The following is a 16,755-nucleotide window of genomic DNA, read 5'->3' on the forward strand; positions in this document are numbered from 1 at the left end:
GCTGCCGACTGAAGTGGTGGTTGTGATCAGCAACGGTAATCGCTGCCAATCACCGCAAATGAGACCTCGGACGCAGGCCGCTTTCGGCTTCCGCTTCCGCCCAGGACCGCCGGCTCCAATCCGCAGGCGACCGGGTCCAGGTTTCGGGAGAACCGCCATGCAGGACCCCGTGAGCGCCGCCGGCGCTCCGCTCGTGACGATCGCCATGCCGGCCCTGAACGAGGCCGCTCACATCGCCGACGCCATCGCGTCAGTGCTACCTGATCGGGATGCGGTCGCCTGTGAGCTGCTGGTGCTGGACGGCGGCAGCCGCGACCAGACCTGCGCGATCGTCGCCGCCCTGAGCGCCCGGGATCCACGCATCCGGCTCATCCACAACGAGCGCCGCATCCAGGCCGCAGCCATCAACCTCGCCGCACGGCTGGCGCATCCGGCCTCCATCTACCTCGTCCGCGCCGATTGCCATGCCATCTATCCCCAGGGGTTCGTACAGAATCTCATCCGCACCATGCGCCTGTGGGACGCCGCCTCGGTGGTCGTACCGCTCCGGACCGTCGGGGTGACGCCGCTGCAGCGGGCCATCGCAGCCGCGCAGAACAGCCGGCTCGGCAACGGCGGCGCGGCCCACCGTCAGGGCGGCATCTCAGGCTACGTCGCCCACGGTCACCACGCGGCCTTCGACCGGCGCGAGTTCCTGCGGGTGGGCGGCTACGACGAGACTTTCACCCACAACGAGGATGCCGAACTTGACCGGCGGCTCTGCGCGGCGGGCGGGCGGATTTATCTCGCCGCCGAACTCGCGATCACTTACTTCCCGCGCGCGTGCCTCGTCAGCCTCGCGCGGCAGTACCTCCAATACGGGCGTGGCTGCGCGCGGACTCTTGAGAAGCACGCCAGCCTGCCGCGCCCGCGACAGATCTTGCCGGCCCTGGTCCTGCTCTACGCCGGCGCGGCCCTGCCCCTCGCGGCCCTGGTGCCCACATTGCTGATCCCCCTGCTGGTCTATGCCGGAGGCTGCACCCTGAGCGGCCTCGCCCTCGCGCTCAAGGCGCGGGAACCCATCCTTGTCATGAGCGGCCCGGCGGCCGTGACCATGCACTTGTCTTGGGCGGCGGGGTTCCTGTCTTATCCGGGCTACCGGAGAACCCTGCTCCGGGCCGCCCTACGCCGAAAGCGGCCCCTCCTCGGCGTCCCGCCGGGATCCGACGCGGCCCGCGTCAATTGACAGGTAGAAGCCCGGTCGGCCGCGCCCTCGGCAATGAGCGGGGCGCGGCCCAGGCATGTCAGAAGCCCAACGCTCTCTCGCATCCGTCGCCCATTGGTCCTTCAGGGCGGTGGTCTCGTGTGGCCAAGGCGATTATCGAAACGCGCAACGATCCGGCCGCACAGGGCTCGGAGACCGGCCGCGCGCCGCGCGTGGCAGCCCAGGAGAGTTGTGACCGTGCCCGACAGTACACCGCGTCCCGTGATGCTCGTGATCCTCGACGGCTGGGGTCTGCGGGACGAGGTGGCCGACAACGCCGTCCATCAGGCCAAGACCCCGGTCTTCGACGCGCTGATGCGGGAGCGCCCCCGGGCGCGGCTGAAGACCTTCGGCGCCGATGTCGGCCTGCCCAAGGGGCAGATGGGCAATTCCGAGGTCGGCCACCTCAATATCGGGGCGGGCCGGGTGGTCCTGCAGGACCTGCCGCGGATCGATGCCGCGGTCGCTGACGGCTCCCTCGCCCGGAACCCGGCCCTGACCCGGTTCATCGAGGCGCTGCGCGCGTCGGGCGGCACCTGCCACCTCGTCGGCCTTCTGTCGCCCGGCGGCGTCCACGCGCACCAAGACCACGCTGTTGCGCTGGCGCGCGTGCTGACGACGGCCGGCATCCCGGTCCGGCTCCACGGCTTCACCGACGGGCGCGACATGCCGCCCCGCTCCGCCGCCACCTGCATCGCCGACGTCGAGGCGACCCTCCCGAAGGGCGCCCGCATCGCCACCCTGTGCGGTCGCTATTTCGGGATGGACCGCGACCGGCGCTGGGAGCGGGTGCAGACGGCCTATGACGCCCTCACCGAGGCGCGGGGGACCCGGTTCGAGCGGGCCGGGCAGGCGGTCGCCGCGTCCTACGCGCAGGACGTGTCCGACGAGTTCATGCGGCCCGCCATCATCGGCGACTATGCCGGCATGCACGACGGCGACGGCATCCTGAGCTTCAACTTCCGCGCCGACCGGACCCGGCAGATCCTGGAGGCGCTCCTCGACCCGGCCTTTGCGGGCTTCGACCGCCCGCGGACGATCCGCTTTGCCGCCGCCCTCGGGATCGTCCAGTACAGCGTCGAGATCGATGCCTTCGCCGCGACCCTGTTCGGGCCTCTCGACCTGCCCAACGGCCTCGGCGAGACCGTGGCTCGGGCCGGCCGCGCCCAGCTGCGCATGGCCGAGACCGAGAAGTACCCGCACGTCACCTACTTCATGAATGGCGGCCGCGAGGAGCCCTTCGCGGGGCAGGACGCCGTCCTCGTGCCCTCGCCGAAGGTCGCGACCTACGACCTTCAGCCGGAGATGTCGGCACAGGAACTTACCGACCGCGCCGTTGAGGCGATCGGCTCCGGCCGCTACGACCTCATCATCCTGAACTTCGCCAACCCCGACATGGTCGGCCATACCGGAAGCCTCGCGGCCGCCGTGACGGCGGTGGAGACCGTCGATGCCTGTCTCGGCCGGGTTGTCGAGGCGGTGACGGCGCAGGGCGGGGCGCTGCTGGTGACCGCCGACCACGGCAATTGCGAGATGATGCGCAATCCCGAGACTGGCGAGCCCCACACCGCCCACACCCTTAACCCGGTGCCCGTCATGCTCGTCGGCGTCGACGGTGTGTCCCTGGCCGACGGCCGCCTGGCGGATGTGGCGCCGACGCTCCTCGCCCTGATGGGACTGGACCAGCCGGCCGAGATGACCGGCACGTCGCTGATCCGGAAGCGGGGCGAGGGCTGACCGGCGGCCCGGCGGCACGCCGCCTGCACCGCCCGGGCTGTCATGCGTGCCGTCCCTGCGTTACCTCCCGCCACGAGGCCGGTCTGTCCCAGCGTGGTGCGAGGTCGTGGTGCGTGTGACCGGTTCTAGGACATGATCGCCCGGCACAGCCTGATCTATGTCGGCTCGCGGGGCTTCGCGGCCGCCCTGAACATGGCCTCCGTAGCGGTGTTCACGCGGCTCGCGCCAGTGGAGAGCTACGGCACCTACCTGTACGTCCTGTCCTGGGCGCTGGTGCTCTACGGCGCGACCTGCCAGTGGCCGAAATTCGCGTTCTTCGCCCTCTACGACGAGGCGCGGGAGCCCGCGCAGGTCGGCACCGTGGTGCGAATCCTCGGCGGCACGCTGCTCCTCGCCGGGCTCGGCAGCGCGCTGGCCGCCGCCCTCGGGCTGATGCCGGCCCGCATGGCCGCCGCGATCCTGGCGCTCGCCTTCGGGACCACCCTGTTCGAGGGCTCCACCGAGATCGCCCGGACGCGCCTGCGGGCCGGGGCGGTGGCGGCCTCGGTGATGAGCCGGGCGGTCCTGATCCTCGCCCTCGGTAGTCTGGCGCTGCATCTCTCGCAGGATCCGCTGCATCTCGCCTTCGCGGTGGCGGCCGCGAATGCCCTGGCCTCGCTCCCGGCCGCCGCCACGATCGCCCCGATGATGCCCGGTCGCGGCAGCCGGGCCGAGGCCCTGCGGCTGTTCGCCTATGGCTGGCCGCTGGTCCTGTCCTTCGGGACGGCGGCGCTCGCCCAGAGCCTCGACCGACTGATCATCGCCAAGACGGTGGGGCCGGCGGGGCTCGGCGCCTACGGGGCGCTGGCCGACTTCCTGAAGCAGAGCTTCATCGTGTTCGGCGAGGCGATCGCCCTGTCGCTGATCTCGATCGCCAAGCGCGAGGCGCGGGTCGGCGGGATGGCGGCGGCCTCCGGGGTTCTGGGCGACGCCGCCCGGGCCATGACGCTGATCGCGGCCTTCGGGGCGGTGTTCTTCCTGTGCTTCGACGATCTGGTCGTCGCGGTGCTGCTCGGGCCCGCCTACCGGGCGGAGGCGCGGGCACTCGCCCCGGTGCTGATCCTGGCCTCCATCCTGATGATGTTCCGCGCCTATTATTTCGGGCAGGTGATCTACTTCACCCGATCCAGCGGCCTGGAGGCGGCCGCCGCCTTCGCGACCCTCGCCGCCGTCGCCGCGCTGTCGCTCCTGCTGATCCCGCGCTTCGGCGCCGCCGGGGCGGCCCTGGCCTTCGCGGGCGGCCAGAGCGCGGCCTGCCTCGTGCTGGTGCTGGGCGCCCGCCGGGCCGGCACGGCGATGCCGCTGCCCCTCGCCGACATGGCCGGCATCGCCGGGATCGCGCTGGCCTGCGGCGCGGTGAATGCCGGGATCGCCCTGGTACCCGGCGGGCTGATGCCGCCGGGGCAGGCCCTGCGGCTGGTCCTGCTCGCCGTCGCCGCCGGCGTGACCGCATGGCGCTACGACGTGCTCGGCTTCGCCGGCGCGATCCGCGACCGGCTCGCGGCCTGACGGTCCCGCCATGGCAGACACCGTCGCGCTACCGGGGGGCTTCGTGGCGGCGATCCGGCCCCTCGATCCCGGAGCCCCCTGGATCCCGGCCTGGAGGGCCTTGGGCGCGGCCGCCCTGATCCGGAACCCGTTCTACGAGGCGGGCTACGCCCTGGCTGCCCGCGACGCCTTCGGGGCGGGCGTCCGCCTCCTCCTCGTCGCCGACCGGCCGCCTGAGGCGCCGGGGGCCCGGCTCGGCGCCGCCTGGCCGTTCCGGCCATCGCGGCGCCGCTGGGGCGTGCCGCTGCCGCTGCTCATGGGCTGGACCCACGGCTACAGCCCGTTCGGCGCGCCGCTTCTCGACGGCGCCGCGCCGGAGGCCGCGCTGGCGGGGCTCCTCGCCGCGCCGGGCGCGCTCGGCCTGCCGCCGCGCCTCCTCCTGCCGAACGCCCCCGCCGACGGCCCCCTGCCGGACCTCCTGACGGCCTGTGGCGGACGCCGCGCCGCCTACTGGCCGCATGACCGGGGCCTGCTCGACCTGACCGGGCTCGGGCCGGAGGCGCGGGCCACCTATCTCGGGCACCTCTCCGGCCAGCGCCGGCGCAAGCTGCGCCGCGCCCGCGCGCGCCTGGAGGCGGCAGGGCCCGTGACCTTCGAGATCCTCGCGGCACCCGAGTCCCTCGGCTCCGCCCTCGACGCCCACATCGCCCTCGAAGCCGCCGGCTGGAAGGGCCAGGCCGGTACGAGCCTGGTGCAGCGGCCGGCGGAAATCGCGTTCCTGCGCACCGCCCTGGCCGATCTCGGCGCCGCGGACGGCGTGCGGATCGCGCGCCTGCGCCGGGGGGAATACCTCCTGGCCTCCCTGATCCTTCCGGTCACCGGCCGGGAGGCCTGGGTGCTGAAGATCGCCAACGACGAGACCCGGCCCGAGACGGCGCCGGGCGTTCAGCTCGTCCACCGGCTGACCGAGGCCCTGGCCGCCGGCGACGCGCCGATCGACCGGATCGATTCCTGCGCCCCCCCGGGCTTCGCCCTCGGAACCACCTTCTGGACGGAGCGCCGCCCGATCGCCCATCTCCTGGTGGAGGCGGGGCGCGATCCCCTGTTCCCGGTCGCCCGGGCCCTGGAGCGCGCCCGCGAGCGCGTCGCCCGGGCGCGTCTCACCATCCGAAGCGGGCGATCTGCTCCAGCCGCGCTCGCGTCGCCGCCGGGTCGCGGCCCATGACCGCGATCCGCCCGGACAGGGCGTAGCAGGCCGCGCAGAACGGCAGCTGCAGCAGCGTGTACCCGTCGTCGCGCGCCCGGCCGACGGAGGCGATCAGGCAGGGCAGGACCGGCCCGTCCGGCGGGCCGCCGAGGCAATCGGCCCGGGGGCTGCCGAAGGCCGGGCGGTTCGGCCAGGTCAGCAGGAGCGTGGTGCCGCCCCGGCGGTCGGGGGCCGGCGGCAGGGTGTAGCTGCGCAGGAACAGCGCGCAGGCTGCGAGGAGCAGAACCGGCAGGATCAGGGCTGCGCGCATCGGCGGATTCCGGACGCCTCAATCCCCGGCGTCGAAGCGCGTGCGATAGAACACCTCGCGGCCGGCGCCGTCGATCACCCGGACGGCCTCGGCCGGCTCGCCCGAGCGCTGCGGCACCCGGGCGCGGGCGAACAGGCGCAGAGCCCGCTCCTGCGCGCTCTCCAGGCTGCCGACCCGCACGGAGATCCGCGTCTGGATCTCGTTCGGCTCAGGTCCGAGGACTTCGATATGGAAGGTCTCGCGCAAGGGAATCCGCCTGATCGAGGGGCTTACAGGGTCGGATATCGGGATCCGGCCGGCGGGCGCCATAGCATGTTCCGGTCCTGTGTCGGTCCGGATTGCGGCCTTCAGCCCATCGACCTCGCCATGGCAGACGGAGCGAAGCGATTCGGGGATGTTCCACGCGCCCGATCGCGGCGCCGCCGGATGGCACCGTCCTCGGCACCAAGTCCGATTGCCCCACGCCCGGCCTCGGCTCTAAGAGAGCCGCTCCACCCGAGGAGAGATCACCGGAGAACCCGTTGGACCCGCTCAAGGCCGCCGCCGCGACCCTTCTCTGCCTCGCCCTGTTCTGGCTGGCCTTCCGGCTGACGCGGCGGCTGGTCGATCTCGCCATCGCGGGGGGCTATGCCGAGGAGCGGCAGCGGCTGGCCGAGGAGGCCGCTCAGGCCGAGGCGGGCGTCGTCCCGCAGGCCTCGGCCATCCGGGCGACCCCGGCGAGCTTGGCCTCGAACAGGGACCAGTCATCCGCTGCGGCGATCGGCGCCCACAACGCCTCCACCTCGTCGATCAGGAGCGTGCAGGGCGCCCCCGCGAAATAGGGATGGTCGAGCCGCGCGCCCGGGGCGGGTGCGAGCGGCTCCAGCGCGGCCCGCACCGGCGCGAAGTCCTCGGAGCGGTACGACGCGGCGGCCGGGCCGGCCTCCGCCCGCCCGGCGCTCGCGAGGCCCCCGTACCAGTCGAAGAAGAATCGCTCGAAGGGCGCGCGCGTCTCGGCGAGGAACCGCCAGACCGCCGACACCAGCCGGTCGGTCTCCGGCCGCGGCGCCGCGGCGAGGCCGAGCCGGCGGAACAGGGCCTCGGCGAACGCCTCCTGCAGGGCCGGCCCGAAGCCGGCGAGGGCGGCTTCCAGGCGCGCCTGGGGCGCCAGCGTCAGCAGGCAATCGGCCAGCCGGGCGAGGTTCCAGAACAGCGCCTCCGGCTGGCGTCCGAAACTGTAGAGCCCGGTCTCGTCGAAATAGGCCGCGGTGAAGTTCGGGTCGAAGTGCGGCAGGAAGCGCCAGGGTCCGTAATCGAAGCTCTCGCCGGTGACGTTGACGTTGTCGCTGTTGAGCACGCCGTGGACGAAGCCGGCCGCCGCCCATTGCGCGCCCATCCGGGCGACCCGGGCGACCACGTCCTCCAGGAAGGCGACGCCCCGATCCTCCAGGCTGTCGCGCCAGAGATCCGGCCTGTGGGTCTCGATCGTGTGGTCGAGCAGCCGTGCGATGTTGTCCGGCTCGCCGAGCGCCAGGAAGCGCTGGAAGCTGCCGATGCGGATATGACCGTGGGACAGGCGCACCAGCACGGCGGAGCGGGCCGGCGATGGCTCGTCGCCGCGCACGAGATCCTCGCCGGTCTCGATGAGGCTGAAGCTCTTCGAGGTGGTGACGCCCTGCGCCTCCAGGAGCGCGGTCGCCAGCACCTCGCGCACGCCGCCCTTGAGGGTGAGCCGCCCGTCGGCGCCGCGCGACCAGGGCGTGGTGCCGCTGCCCTTGGTGCCGAGGTCGAGGAGGCGCCCGTCCAGGCGGTCGTGGACCTGCGCGAACAGGAAGCCGCGGCCGTCGCCGAGTTCCGGATTGTAGGAGCGGAACTGGTGGCCGTGATAGCGCAGGGCGAGCGGCGTCTCGAAGCTGCCGGGCAGCGGCTCGAACCGGCCGAAATGGGCGATCCACGCCGCCTCCGAGAGGTCTCCCAGGCCGATCCGTTCCGCCCAGGTCTGATTGCGGTAGCGCAGGATCGTCTGCGGGAACCGGGCCGGCGTGACCGGATCGAAGAAGGCAGGCCCGAGATCGGCGTGGCGCCGGGAAGGCTTGAAGGCGGTGTCGTCCATGCGGCGGCGCGTCTCTCCGGTCGGAAGGTAGACCTCGTCTACCAAGCCGGCGGAACGGGATCCGTTGCGACGTCCGTCTTTGCGAGCGGAGCGAAGCAAGCCAGTCCGCGCCCCGGTCACGGAGGGCGCGCGGCCCTGAATTGCTTCGCTCCGCGCGCAAAGACGGCGGGAAGCCGTCATCGGGCTCGCTGTCCATCGGCGACGGTCAGCCCGTCTGCCGCAGGGCCTCGCCGGCGATCATCGCGGCCGCGACCGCGACGTTGAGCGAGCGCAGGCCCGACCGGATCGGCACCACGATCCGGGCATCGGCGGCCGCGTGCACCGCCTCCGGCACGCCGGCGGATTCGCGCCCGACCATCAGGCAATCGTCCGGGCGGAAGGCGAAATCCGTGTAGGGCAGGGCGCCCGCCGTGGTGGCGAGGACGAGCCGGATCCCGGCCTCGGCCCGCCACGCCGCGAAGGCCGCGAAGGAGCGGTGCCGGGTGATCGCCACGTGGTCGAGATAGTCGAGGCCCGAGCGGCGCAGGTGCCGATCCGAGACGTCGAAGCCCGCGGGCTCCACGATCTCCACCGCCAGCCCGAGGCAGGCGGCCATGCGCAGCATCGTGCCGGTGTTCTGGGGAATGTCGGGTTGGTAGAGGGCGAGGCGGAGCATGGCGCCGACCTTGTGCGGGGCCGATGCCGCGCCGTCAAAGGCAGGCGGCGACACACAGCCGGCAAACCGCCGGGGCGGCCCCGGCCGATGCCGAGACCGCGCGGAACTTAAGCCCCGCCAGAACCTTGAGGCGGCGCCACCCCGATGTTCGGCCCCGTCTGAAAGACCTGCTCCGATGCGCACCCCGCTCCTCGCCTCGGCCCTCCTGCTGGCCGGCCTCGCCACCGCCTCGGCGCAGACCGACGGCGCCAAGCCGGACGGCGGCAGCGCCGCGACCCCGGTCCCGGGCGCGCCCGCCACGATGGCCGACAACCTGCGCCCGACCTTCGTGGCCCAGACCCCCGACGACATGGTCGCCAGCAAGCTGATCGGCTCCAGCGTCGTCAACGGCGCCAACGAGGCGATCGGCCAGATCGCCGACTTCGTCCTCGACCAGAAGGGCGCCGTGAAGGCCTGGATCATCGGGGTCGGCGGCTTCCTGGGGATCGGCTCGAAATACGTCGCGGTCGATCCGTCCGTGCTCAAGCTCGACCGCACCGACGGCAAGACCCTCCAGGCGCGGATCGACACGACCAAGGACCAGCTCCGCGCGGCACCGGAATACGTCTATCTCGGCAAGGAGCCGCCGAAGGGCGCCGCCCCGGCGAGCCCGGCTGGGGAGCCGGCGCCGAAGCCCTGACGGGGTCGGGCGGTGCGGCGCCGGGCGGCCGGCGGCACCGCGCCGGCTTGCCACCGCGCGCGGTTGTGTGCTGTGCCGGCCTCCCCGGAGGTCGGAATCCGTTCCATGCGCCGCGCCCTCGTCCCACTCCTCGCCTTCTGCCTCGGCCTGATCGGCCTCACCGGGGCGGCGGTGTTCGCGTTCCTGCCCGACAGGGCGCCGGTGGGCGTGCCCGGAGTCGGCGGCCCGTTCACCCTCGTGAATCAGGACGGACGCACCGTCACCGAGCGCGATTTCGCCGGCGCGACGCATCTCGTGTTCTTCGGCTTCACCCATTGCCCGGACGTGTGCCCGACCACCCTGCAGCAGATCTCCGACGTGCTGGCCGCCCTGGGGCCGAAGGGCCAGGCGATGCGGGTCGCCTTCATCACGGTGGATCCCGAGCGCGACGACCCGGCGAGCCTGAAGACCTACCTGTCGAGCTTCGACCCGCGCATCACCGGCCTCACCGGCAGCCAAGAGCAGGTCACCGCCACCGAGAAGGCGTATCGCGCCTATGCCCGCAAGGTGCCGGCCAAGGACGGCGACTACACGATGGAGCACACCGCCCTGGTCTACGTCATGGACGCGCAGAACCGCTTCCTCGGCGCCCTCGACCTGACCCGGCCGGCCGACGAGGTCGCCGCGCAGCTCGCCAGGAAGATCTGACCGGGGCAGGATCGGGGCGGGGACGCGCTACAGCGTCATCCCGGCATGGAAGCGGTCGGGGGAGAGCGGCAGCAGGAACTGCACGCCGAAGCCGCCCTCGAAGTAGCGCACCAGCCGCCCGGGCGTGCTGCCGACCGTGACGGCGGCGCCGAGGGCCAGCGGCACCGGGCAGGAAATCGCCACGCCCGACATCGAGATGTCGATGATGCGGGCCTTGATCTCGCGGCCGCCCTCGAGGCGCAGGATCACCGCCGTGCTGGTCGGCACGAGGCGCTCGTGCGAGCGACCCTCCGGCAGGCCCAGCATCTCCCGGTTCGCCAGCCATGTGAGCTGGGAGGCGAGCTTGTCGCGCTTGCGCGGCGTGGCGTTGAGCTGGACCGCGAAACCGTCCGTGCAGATGCGGGCGATCACGCCCTCGATCCGGCCGATATGCTCCAGATACAGCACCACCCGCTCGCCGACTGCGCCCGGAACCGCGCAGGTCAGCCGCACGCCGCCCGGCGACATGTCCACCGTCTGGCAGGGATATTCCCGCCGGTCGGCCAGCATGTAGCGGCCGAGCACGGCGACCCGGACGCGCTGGTGCCGGCGCTGGTCGGCCGCGCCACGCGCCGGCTCGGGGGGCACCGCGCGTCGATCTGTTCCGGCGGTGGCCTCGACCGCGATCATTCCGAGAATAGTCCTGCGCCGGCATGAGGGCCGGTGCAGACTAGGCGCGGACTGTTACGAAACCCTTTTCCGGCGTCCGCGTGGAGCGGCGCTGCTGAAACATTCACGCGCGCGGAGCGCTGCGCCCGGCGCGATCGACTTGCGCGTTCGACTTGCGCGATCGACTTGCACGCCGAAGATCTTCTCGCGCGCGCGGCGCTGCGATCGAATGGGCCGGCGCAATCCGGGCGTAAGATTGGATGAATACAGTCTTCAGGCGCGTCCGCCGGCATGGACGAGGAGGTGGCCGTGGCGCACCGGACCGGGATAGCCGGCGCTCGTCCGGACGGCCGCGCGGGCGGGCGGTCCCGCCTCCGGGCGGCGGCTGGGAAGGATGCGCAGGGAGGTGGTCTCGGCCTCCACCAGCGGGCGCAGGCCGAGCCAGTGCGGGGCGCCGTCGAGGCTCAGGGTTCCGAGGGCGCGGACCTGCGTCCGGCCGCGATGACGGAGCGGCAGGAGCAGGAGTTCGAGATCCGCCGCCTCGCCTTCGGCGTTGGTGCCGCGCAGGCCCGCCACGACGCCGAGGGTGTCGCTGGCGACGATCTCGACGATCCGCCAGGGGTCCGGCGCGCGGGAGCCCCATAGCCGGGCGAAGGGCTCGCCCTTCAGTTCGCGGCCGTACAGGGCGCAGACCCGCGTCCCGGCGAGCCGGATGCTCGCGGAGCGACTCGGCATGTCGAGTTCCAGGATCAGGCTGTCGGCGAGAAGGTGCCGGATCTCGCCCGGCTCGATCTCGGCGCGCTCCGGCGCGGCCCGCTCTCCGCGCAGGCGCTCCCAGTAGGCATGGAGCATGCGGCTGGTGGGATGCTTCATCGGTGTCCCGATTCTCAACGCCTGTGGTTCATCCCCGGATCAATCTGGCACATCCGCGCGGGTGTGACCGGCCGATCCGGGCGTTCACCGCGTCTGGGCGCACGGGCCGTGCCGGCCGCCCGCACCCGTACGGCGCCGGGCCCGCCGGCGACGCACCGTGCGGGGGGGGTAGCGCGTCGGGGCCGGCGACACAATCGTCGCACCCCGGTCGCATCCTCCTCGGCGCGCCTCGGTCGTCCGGGGCGGATCCGGCCGGAAGACGGATCGATGCGGTGTCATGGTCCGGGATCCGGCCGGTATTCGCGAGCTTCAATACGTCGCCGGGGCTTGCCCAGGCGCCCCGCGCCCCGACATGGTGCCGCGATGGATGCCTCCCCCGACTTCCCGCGGCAGAGCCGCGTGCCCGTGTTCAACATGCCGGGGATCGTCACCGTCGCAATCGGGCTGCTCCTGGCGATCCAGGCGGTCCGCGAGTTCCTGCTGCCGGATACCTGGGACATCCGCCTCGTCCTAGATCTCGCGCTGGTGCCGGCGCGCTGGACCCTCTGGTTCGATCCCGGCCAGGCCTCCGAGGTGATCCGCGCGGCCGGCGGTACCGGCGATCCTGGCCTGGAGGCGGCCCGCGAGGCCTTCGCCCGCTACATCGCGGGCGAGCACGCGCTCCTGCCCTGGACGCTCGTCACCTACGCGCTGCTGCACGGCTCGTGGATGCACGTGATCTTCAACAGCGTCTGGCTCGCGGCCTTCGGCGCGCCGGTGGCGCGGCGCTGCGGCGCCCTGCGCTGGTGCGTGCTCGCGCTGGCCGGCACGGCGGCCGGCGGCCTGCTCCACATTCTGGTCGATCCCTTGAGCGCCGGGCCGCTGGTCGGCGCCTCGGCGGGGATCTCGGCCCTGATGGCGGCCGCCGCCCGTTTCGTGTTCCAGCCGCCGGTCTCCGGCTACGGCGCGCCGGCCTGGCAGCTGCCGCCGCCCCGACCGGCCGAGACGATCCCGGAATTGCTGCGCAACCGGACGGCGGTGTCGTTCCTGGCGATCTGGCTCCTGACCAACCTGCTGTTCGGCCTCGTCAGCATGCCGCTGGTCGGGGAGAACGCCGCGATCGCCTGGGACGCGCATCTGGGCGGCTTCATCGCGGGCTTCTTCCTGTTCCCCCTCGTGGACCCCCGGGAGCCGCGCCGGCACTGAGCACCTTGCCAACGGGCCGGATCGGTCACACACTCGCCACAATGTGAACGAGCCGGGGCCCACCCGGACGACAGCGCAACAAGGGCGCCGCGGGCTGACGGCGTACCGGACGCGTCACAAGGGAGAGAGCCATGACCGTCGCACGCATCCTCGCCGAGAAGGGCAGCTCCGTCGTCACGGTGAGCCCTGACAGAAGCCTCGACGAGGTGATCCAGATCCTTGCCGACAAGCGGATCGGCGCCCTGGTGGTCGCCCACGCCGACGGGACGGTGGCAGGTATCATCTCCGAGCGCGACATCATGCGGGCGCTCGCGCGGCACGGGGGCTCGGCCTTCGACGCGCCGGTCTCGGCCCACATGACCAGCACGGTCACGACCTGCGGCCGGAGCGCCACGATCGAGGAGGTCATGGCGCTGATGACCGACGGGCGCTTCCGCCACGTGCCGGTCTGCGAGGATGGGCGGCTGATCGGCCTGGTCTCGATCGGCGACGTGGTGGCGCGCAAGATCGCCACCGTCGAGGCCGAGCATCAGGCCCTGCGCGACTACATCACGATGGCGTAGGGGCGCGAAGCCGCACGTTTCTCTCGCCCTCCGGCTTCGGGCTTCACCGGTTCAGGACAGGCGGCCGGTGCCGGAGCGCGACGCGCTCCCTCTCCCGCACGGGAGAGGGGACCCGCGCTCCTGCGCGTCGAGGGACGAGGGGGCCGACAGCTCAAGCCGGTATCACCCGCGGTCCGTCTCACGCCTTCACGGGATCGAGCGTGACGTGCCAGAGGTCGGTGTCGGTGGCGTCCTTGAGGGTCACCGTCATCTGCTCGGTGGCGCCGTCCACCGCCACGTGACCGAAGAACTGGTAGCCGGCGGCCGGGGACAGGTTCACCTGGCCCTTGTCGGGCGCCTTCACGAAGCGCAGCTGCGGCCCGAACGTGTCGTCGAGCGCGTTCGGCCCGAATGTGCCCGCGTGCAGCGGCCCGGAGACGAATTCCCAGAACGGGTCGAAATCCTGGAACTGCGCCTTGTTGGGGTCGTAGTAATGGGCGGCCGTGTAGTGCACGTCGGCCGTGAGCCACACCGTGTTGCGGATCCCCGCGCTCTTGATGAAGCGCAGCAGGTCGGCGATCTCCAGCTCGCGGCCGAGCGGCGGCCCGTCGCCCTGCGCCACAGCCTCCGAGCCGAAATTGCGGTCGCCGTCGTAGGTCACCACGAGGCCGAGCGGCATGTCGGCGGCGATCACCTTCCAGGTGGCGCGGGACTCGAGCAGCGCCCGCTTCAGCCACGCGATCTGCTGCGGCCCGAGGAAGTGGGAATCGGGCCCGTATTCCGTCTGCCGGTTCTCGCCGTTCGGGCCGCGGTAGGAGCGCATGTCGAGCATGAACACGTCGACCAGCGGGCCGTAGCCGATCTTGCGATAGACCCGGCCGGGCTCGGACGGCTCGAAGCGCATCGGCATGTATTCGTGGAAGGCCTTGGCGGCCCGCAGCTGCAGGGCCAGCACATTCGGGTCGGCGTATTTCTTCTTGAGGTGCTCGGCCCGGGTGAGGGGCTCGCCCGGCCACCAGTTGTTGGTGACCTCGTGGTCGTCCCACTGCGCCAGGATCGGCACGGCGGCGTTCATCGCCAGCACGTTCCGGTCGGTGAGGTTGTACTTGTGCCGGCCCCGGAACTCCGCGAGCGTCTCGGCGGGCTTGGCCACCTCTTCGGTGACCCGGTTGCGCCAGAGGCTGCCGTCGGGGAGCTTCACCTCGGACTGGATCGGCCCGTCGGCGTAGATCGTGTCGCCGGAATGGATGAAGAAGTCCGGCCGGTTCTTGAGGATGGCCGCGTAGATCGTCATGCCGCCGCGGGCCTCGTCGATGCCCCAGCCCTGGCCCGCCGTGTCGCCCGACCAGCAGAACGACACGGAGCGCCTGTCCGCCGGCGCGGTGCGGAACCGTCCGACCTGGCTCGGGCCCACGATCGCGGGCGCGGCGATGTCCTGGAGCCGGACCCGGTAGAACACGTCCTGGCCGGCCGGCAGCCCGGTCAGCGCCACCTTCACGGTGCCGTCGGTCTCCGGCAGGGCGTCGGCGAACACGCCGCCGCGGATATCGGAAAAGCTCTCGGTGGTCGCCCACTCGATGATCGCCCGGGCCGGCCGATCGGACCGGGCCCAGACCATGGCCGAGTCGGTGCCGACATCGCCCGACTGGAGGCCGTGGCTCAGGAGCGGCCGGTCGGCGGCGCGGCTCAGCCCCGGACGCGCGAGGCCGGAAGCCAGCCCGACGAGGCCCGCGCCTCCGGACAGCAGGATCTGACGGCGACTGGTATACATTGGAGGTCCTCCAGCATGCACGGCGCCCATCGCAGGCGGTCGCGACAGCCGGATGACGGGTGGGACCGAAGCCCGGCAGGGTCTCGGCCCGGAAACCGCCGGCCCGCATCCGCATCCTGAACTGCCGGGGCGCAGCGGAGGCTTCGAAGGAGCCCTCAATCCGGCCGTGCGATCCCCGAATCCGTCACGCCCGCGCGGCCGCGCCCTCGACCACGGCGCGGATCCGGGGCAGGGCCGCCCGGGCGGCCCGGTAGCCGATGGCGATTCCCTCGGCGGCCTTGTGGAAGTCGAACAGGCCGAAGGCGCCGACATCCGGGCCAATGGCGACATCCGGCGGGTCCCGCTCCAGCCGCGCCCGGGAGATCCGGTCCTGCGTGATGTTGAAGGCGCCGAGCACCACCCGGGCGATGCCGGGGACGGGAATTTCGGGCTCCGCACCCTCGAAGCCCGGCAGGCGCCCGCGCATCACCTGCAGGAAGCTGCGACGCGGCACCGGCGCCGGTACCTCGTGCACCACCGGCCCCCCGGTATCGCCGTTGAGGTTCACGCAGAGCACGAGATCGGCCCCGAGGGTGCGGGCCAGCCCCACAGGGACCGGGTTGACCAGGGTCCCGTCCATCAGCACCCGGCCTGCATGGGTCACCGGCGGGAACAGGCCGGGGATCGCGTAGGAGGCGCGCACCGCTTCCACCGCCGGCCCCTCGGTGAGGCTCACCTCGTGACCGGTGCCGTACTCGGTGGCGACGCAGCCGAAGCGGATGGGCAGATCCTCGATCCGGCGCGTGCCGAGGTCGGCGAAGAGCCGCTGGCGCAGGCGGTTGCCGGCGATCAGGCCGGAGCCGGGCAGGCGCGGATCGATGAGCCCGACGACCCGGCGCCGGGTCAGCGCCCGGGCGAACGTCTCCAGCCGGTCGAGCCGTCCCGCGGCGTAGCAGGCGCCGACCACCGCACCGATCGAGCAGCCCGCCACCACGGTCGGATGGATCCCGGCCTCCTCCAGGGCGCGCAGCACGCCGATATGTGCCCAGCCGCGGGCCGAGCCGCCGCCGAGCGCGAGTCCGATCCGCGGACCGGCGCTCGGCGGCGGCCGGACCGGCTCCACGGTGCCGGGAAGGAAATGCGGATCGGCGGACTCGTCTTGCCAGCGTGTGGCAAGAGGGCGGTTCATCGCCCGGCGGCCTTCAGGACGACCTGGCCGTCCGCCTCCCGGACGACGCTGCGGTAGAAGCAGTCCCGCCGCCCGGTGTGGCAGCAGCCGCCATCGCCGCCGACCTCGACGCGGATCAGCAGGGCGTCCTGGTCGCAATCGACGCGCATCTCGACGACGCGCTGGATCTGGCCGCTGGTCGCCCCCTTGTGCCAGAGTTCCTGGCGCGAGCGCGACCAGTACCACGCCTCGCCGGTCTCGAGGGTGCGCGCCAGCGACTCGGCGTTCATGTGGGCGAGCATCAGCACCTGCCCGTCCCGCGCATCCACCGCGATGCAGGCGACGAGACCGTCCCGGTCGAATCGGGGCGTGAGGGCATGGCCCTCCTCGACCTCGGCGCGGGTGCCGGGGGGAGCGAAGGCGAAGTCGCGCGCGGTCATGGTCGAAACGTC

The 16,755-nt window shown here is 72.4% G+C and carries 17 protein-coding genes; 8 read left to right on the forward strand and 9 right to left on the reverse strand.

The features are described 5' to 3' along the window. The first annotated feature begins 157 nt into the window (after positions 1-157). The 4 genes from CIW48_RS18065 to CIW48_RS18080 all read left to right on the forward strand — a co-directional run bounded on the left by CIW48_RS18065 (position 158) and on the right by CIW48_RS18080 (position 5,732). On the forward strand, positions 158-1,225 hold the full coding sequence (locus CIW48_RS18065; protein WP_149312003.1) for a glycosyltransferase family 2 protein: 1,068 nt from the start codon (positions 158-160) through the stop codon (positions 1,223-1,225). A gap of 243 nt (positions 1,226-1,468) precedes the next feature. Then, positions 1,469-2,980 (forward strand): 2,3-bisphosphoglycerate-independent phosphoglycerate mutase, encoded by a 1,512-nt coding sequence (gene gpmI, locus CIW48_RS18070; protein ID WP_149312072.1) that lies wholly within the window; start codon positions 1,469-1,471, stop codon positions 2,978-2,980. Between the two features lie 132 nt (positions 2,981-3,112). Further along, positions 3,113-4,528 (forward strand): oligosaccharide flippase family protein, encoded by a 1,416-nt coding sequence (locus CIW48_RS18075; protein WP_149312004.1) that lies wholly within the window; start codon positions 3,113-3,115, stop codon positions 4,526-4,528. A 10-nt stretch (positions 4,529-4,538) separates the two neighbouring features. Beyond that, complete coding sequence (locus tag CIW48_RS18080) at positions 4,539-5,732, forward strand: GNAT family N-acetyltransferase (protein ID WP_149312005.1); 1,194 nt, start codon at positions 4,539-4,541, stop codon at positions 5,730-5,732. On the opposite strand, the gene CIW48_RS18085 is transcribed toward CIW48_RS18080, so the two are convergent. The 4 genes from CIW48_RS18085 to CIW48_RS18100 form a co-directional block, all read right to left on the reverse strand. After that, the gene (locus tag CIW48_RS18085; RefSeq protein ID WP_149312006.1) at positions 5,668-6,024 is read right to left on the reverse strand and encodes a hypothetical protein; all 357 of its coding nucleotides are present in this window, start codon (positions 6,022-6,024) and stop codon (positions 5,668-5,670) included. The two genes, CIW48_RS18080 and CIW48_RS18085, sit on opposite strands and share 65 nt — an antisense overlap. Before the next feature lie 18 nt (positions 6,025-6,042). After that, a complete protein-coding gene (locus CIW48_RS18090) occupies positions 6,043-6,270 on the reverse strand; it encodes a hypothetical protein (protein WP_091784331.1) in 228 nt (75 codons plus the stop codon). A gap of 418 nt (positions 6,271-6,688) precedes the next feature. Then, entirely contained in the window at positions 6,689-8,116 is a 1,428-nt protein-coding gene (locus CIW48_RS18095; protein WP_149312007.1) for a protein adenylyltransferase SelO, read from the reverse strand. 205 nt (positions 8,117-8,321) lie between these two features. Next, positions 8,322-8,771, reverse strand: coding sequence for a tRNA (cytidine(34)-2'-O)-methyltransferase (locus CIW48_RS18100; protein ID WP_149312008.1), 450 nt, complete (start codon positions 8,769-8,771; stop codon positions 8,322-8,324). Positions 8,772-8,946: 175 nt separating this feature from the next. Between CIW48_RS18100 and CIW48_RS18105 the strand changes: the two genes are divergently transcribed. Together CIW48_RS18105 and CIW48_RS18110 are read left to right on the forward strand one after the other, a co-directional pair. After that, positions 8,947-9,450 (forward strand): PRC-barrel domain-containing protein, encoded by a 504-nt coding sequence (locus tag CIW48_RS18105; RefSeq protein WP_149312009.1) that lies wholly within the window; start codon positions 8,947-8,949, stop codon positions 9,448-9,450. Positions 9,451-9,555: 105 nt separating this feature from the next. Then, positions 9,556-10,137, forward strand: a complete 582-nt coding sequence (locus CIW48_RS18110; protein WP_149312010.1) for an SCO family protein — start codon at positions 9,556-9,558, stop codon at positions 10,135-10,137. A 27-nt stretch (positions 10,138-10,164) separates the two neighbouring features. Here CIW48_RS18110 and CIW48_RS18115 read toward each other — a convergent pair whose 3' ends face one another. Beyond that, the gene (locus CIW48_RS18115; RefSeq protein WP_149312011.1) at positions 10,165-10,806 is read right to left on the reverse strand and encodes a PilZ domain-containing protein; all 642 of its coding nucleotides are present in this window, start codon (positions 10,804-10,806) and stop codon (positions 10,165-10,167) included. A 252-nt stretch (positions 10,807-11,058) separates the two neighbouring features. Further along, on the reverse strand, positions 11,059-11,658 hold the full coding sequence (locus tag CIW48_RS18120; RefSeq protein WP_149312012.1) for a PAS domain-containing protein: 600 nt from the start codon (positions 11,656-11,658) through the stop codon (positions 11,059-11,061). Between the two features lie 363 nt (positions 11,659-12,021). Here CIW48_RS18120 and CIW48_RS18125 point away from each other — a divergent pair, with 363 nt between their 5' ends. Together CIW48_RS18125 and CIW48_RS18130 are read left to right on the forward strand one after the other, a co-directional pair. Beyond that, positions 12,022-12,843 carry a rhomboid family intramembrane serine protease gene (locus tag CIW48_RS18125; RefSeq protein WP_149312013.1) on the forward strand — a complete coding sequence of 274 codons (822 nt, stop codon included), beginning with the start codon at positions 12,022-12,024 and terminating at the stop codon, positions 12,841-12,843. A gap of 131 nt (positions 12,844-12,974) precedes the next feature. Continuing rightward, positions 12,975-13,406 (forward strand): CBS domain-containing protein, encoded by a 432-nt coding sequence (locus CIW48_RS18130; protein ID WP_091784355.1) that lies wholly within the window; start codon positions 12,975-12,977, stop codon positions 13,404-13,406. A 178-nt stretch (positions 13,407-13,584) separates the two neighbouring features. Here the strand turns inward: CIW48_RS18130 and CIW48_RS18135 are convergent, their stop codons facing one another. From CIW48_RS18135 to hisI, 3 genes are all read right to left on the reverse strand, one after another. Beyond that, the gene (locus CIW48_RS18135) at positions 13,585-15,156 is read right to left on the reverse strand and encodes an alkaline phosphatase D family protein (RefSeq protein ID WP_149312014.1); all 1,572 of its coding nucleotides are present in this window, start codon (positions 15,154-15,156) and stop codon (positions 13,585-13,587) included. 184 nt (positions 15,157-15,340) lie between these two features. Next, positions 15,341-16,324: a patatin-like phospholipase family protein gene (locus CIW48_RS18140; protein WP_149312015.1), complete on the reverse strand. Its 984-nt coding sequence runs from the start codon at positions 16,322-16,324 to the stop codon at positions 15,341-15,343. Continuing rightward, positions 16,321-16,743: a phosphoribosyl-AMP cyclohydrolase gene (hisI, locus tag CIW48_RS18145; protein ID WP_149312016.1), complete on the reverse strand. Its 423-nt coding sequence runs from the start codon at positions 16,741-16,743 to the stop codon at positions 16,321-16,323. The genes CIW48_RS18140 and hisI overlap by 4 nt, the downstream gene beginning before the upstream one ends. Between the last annotated feature and the right edge of the window lie 12 nt (positions 16,744-16,755).

It is taken from the genome of Methylobacterium sp. P1-11 (assembly GCF_008329595.1).
Lineage (GTDB): Bacteria > Pseudomonadota > Alphaproteobacteria > Rhizobiales > Beijerinckiaceae > Methylobacterium.

Coding starts and splice junctions, on each gene's coding strand:
- CIW48_RS18065 (WP_149312003.1), top strand. CDS start 158: ATGCAGGACCCCGTGAGCGCCGCCGGCGCTCCGCTCGTGACGATCGCC.
- gpmI (WP_149312072.1), top strand. CDS start 1,469: ATGCTCGTGATCCTCGACGGCTGGGGTCTGCGGGACGAGGTGGCCGAC.
- CIW48_RS18075 (WP_149312004.1), top strand. CDS start 3,113: ATGATCGCCCGGCACAGCCTGATCTATGTCGGCTCGCGGGGCTTCGCG.
- CIW48_RS18080 (WP_149312005.1), top strand. CDS start 4,539: ATGGCAGACACCGTCGCGCTACCGGGGGGCTTCGTGGCGGCGATCCGG.
- CIW48_RS18085 (WP_149312006.1), bottom strand. CDS start 6,024: ATGCGCGCAGCCCTGATCCTGCCGGTTCTGCTCCTCGCAGCCTGCGCG.
- CIW48_RS18095 (WP_149312007.1), bottom strand. CDS start 8,116: ATGGACGACACCGCCTTCAAGCCTTCCCGGCGCCACGCCGATCTCGGG.
- CIW48_RS18100 (WP_149312008.1), bottom strand. CDS start 8,771: ATGCTCCGCCTCGCCCTCTACCAACCCGACATTCCCCAGAACACCGGC.
- CIW48_RS18105 (WP_149312009.1), top strand. CDS start 8,947: ATGCGCACCCCGCTCCTCGCCTCGGCCCTCCTGCTGGCCGGCCTCGCC.
- CIW48_RS18110 (WP_149312010.1), top strand. CDS start 9,556: ATGCGCCGCGCCCTCGTCCCACTCCTCGCCTTCTGCCTCGGCCTGATC.
- CIW48_RS18115 (WP_149312011.1), bottom strand. CDS start 10,806: ATGATCGCGGTCGAGGCCACCGCCGGAACAGATCGACGCGCGGTGCCC.
- CIW48_RS18120 (WP_149312012.1), bottom strand. CDS start 11,658: ATGAAGCATCCCACCAGCCGCATGCTCCATGCCTACTGGGAGCGCCTG.
- CIW48_RS18125 (WP_149312013.1), top strand. CDS start 12,022: ATGGATGCCTCCCCCGACTTCCCGCGGCAGAGCCGCGTGCCCGTGTTC.
- CIW48_RS18130 (WP_091784355.1), top strand. CDS start 12,975: ATGACCGTCGCACGCATCCTCGCCGAGAAGGGCAGCTCCGTCGTCACG.
- CIW48_RS18135 (WP_149312014.1), bottom strand. CDS start 15,156: ATGTATACCAGTCGCCGTCAGATCCTGCTGTCCGGAGGCGCGGGCCTC.
- CIW48_RS18140 (WP_149312015.1), bottom strand. CDS start 16,324: ATGAACCGCCCTCTTGCCACACGCTGGCAAGACGAGTCCGCCGATCCG.
- hisI (WP_149312016.1), bottom strand. CDS start 16,743: ATGACCGCGCGCGACTTCGCCTTCGCTCCCCCCGGCACCCGCGCCGAG.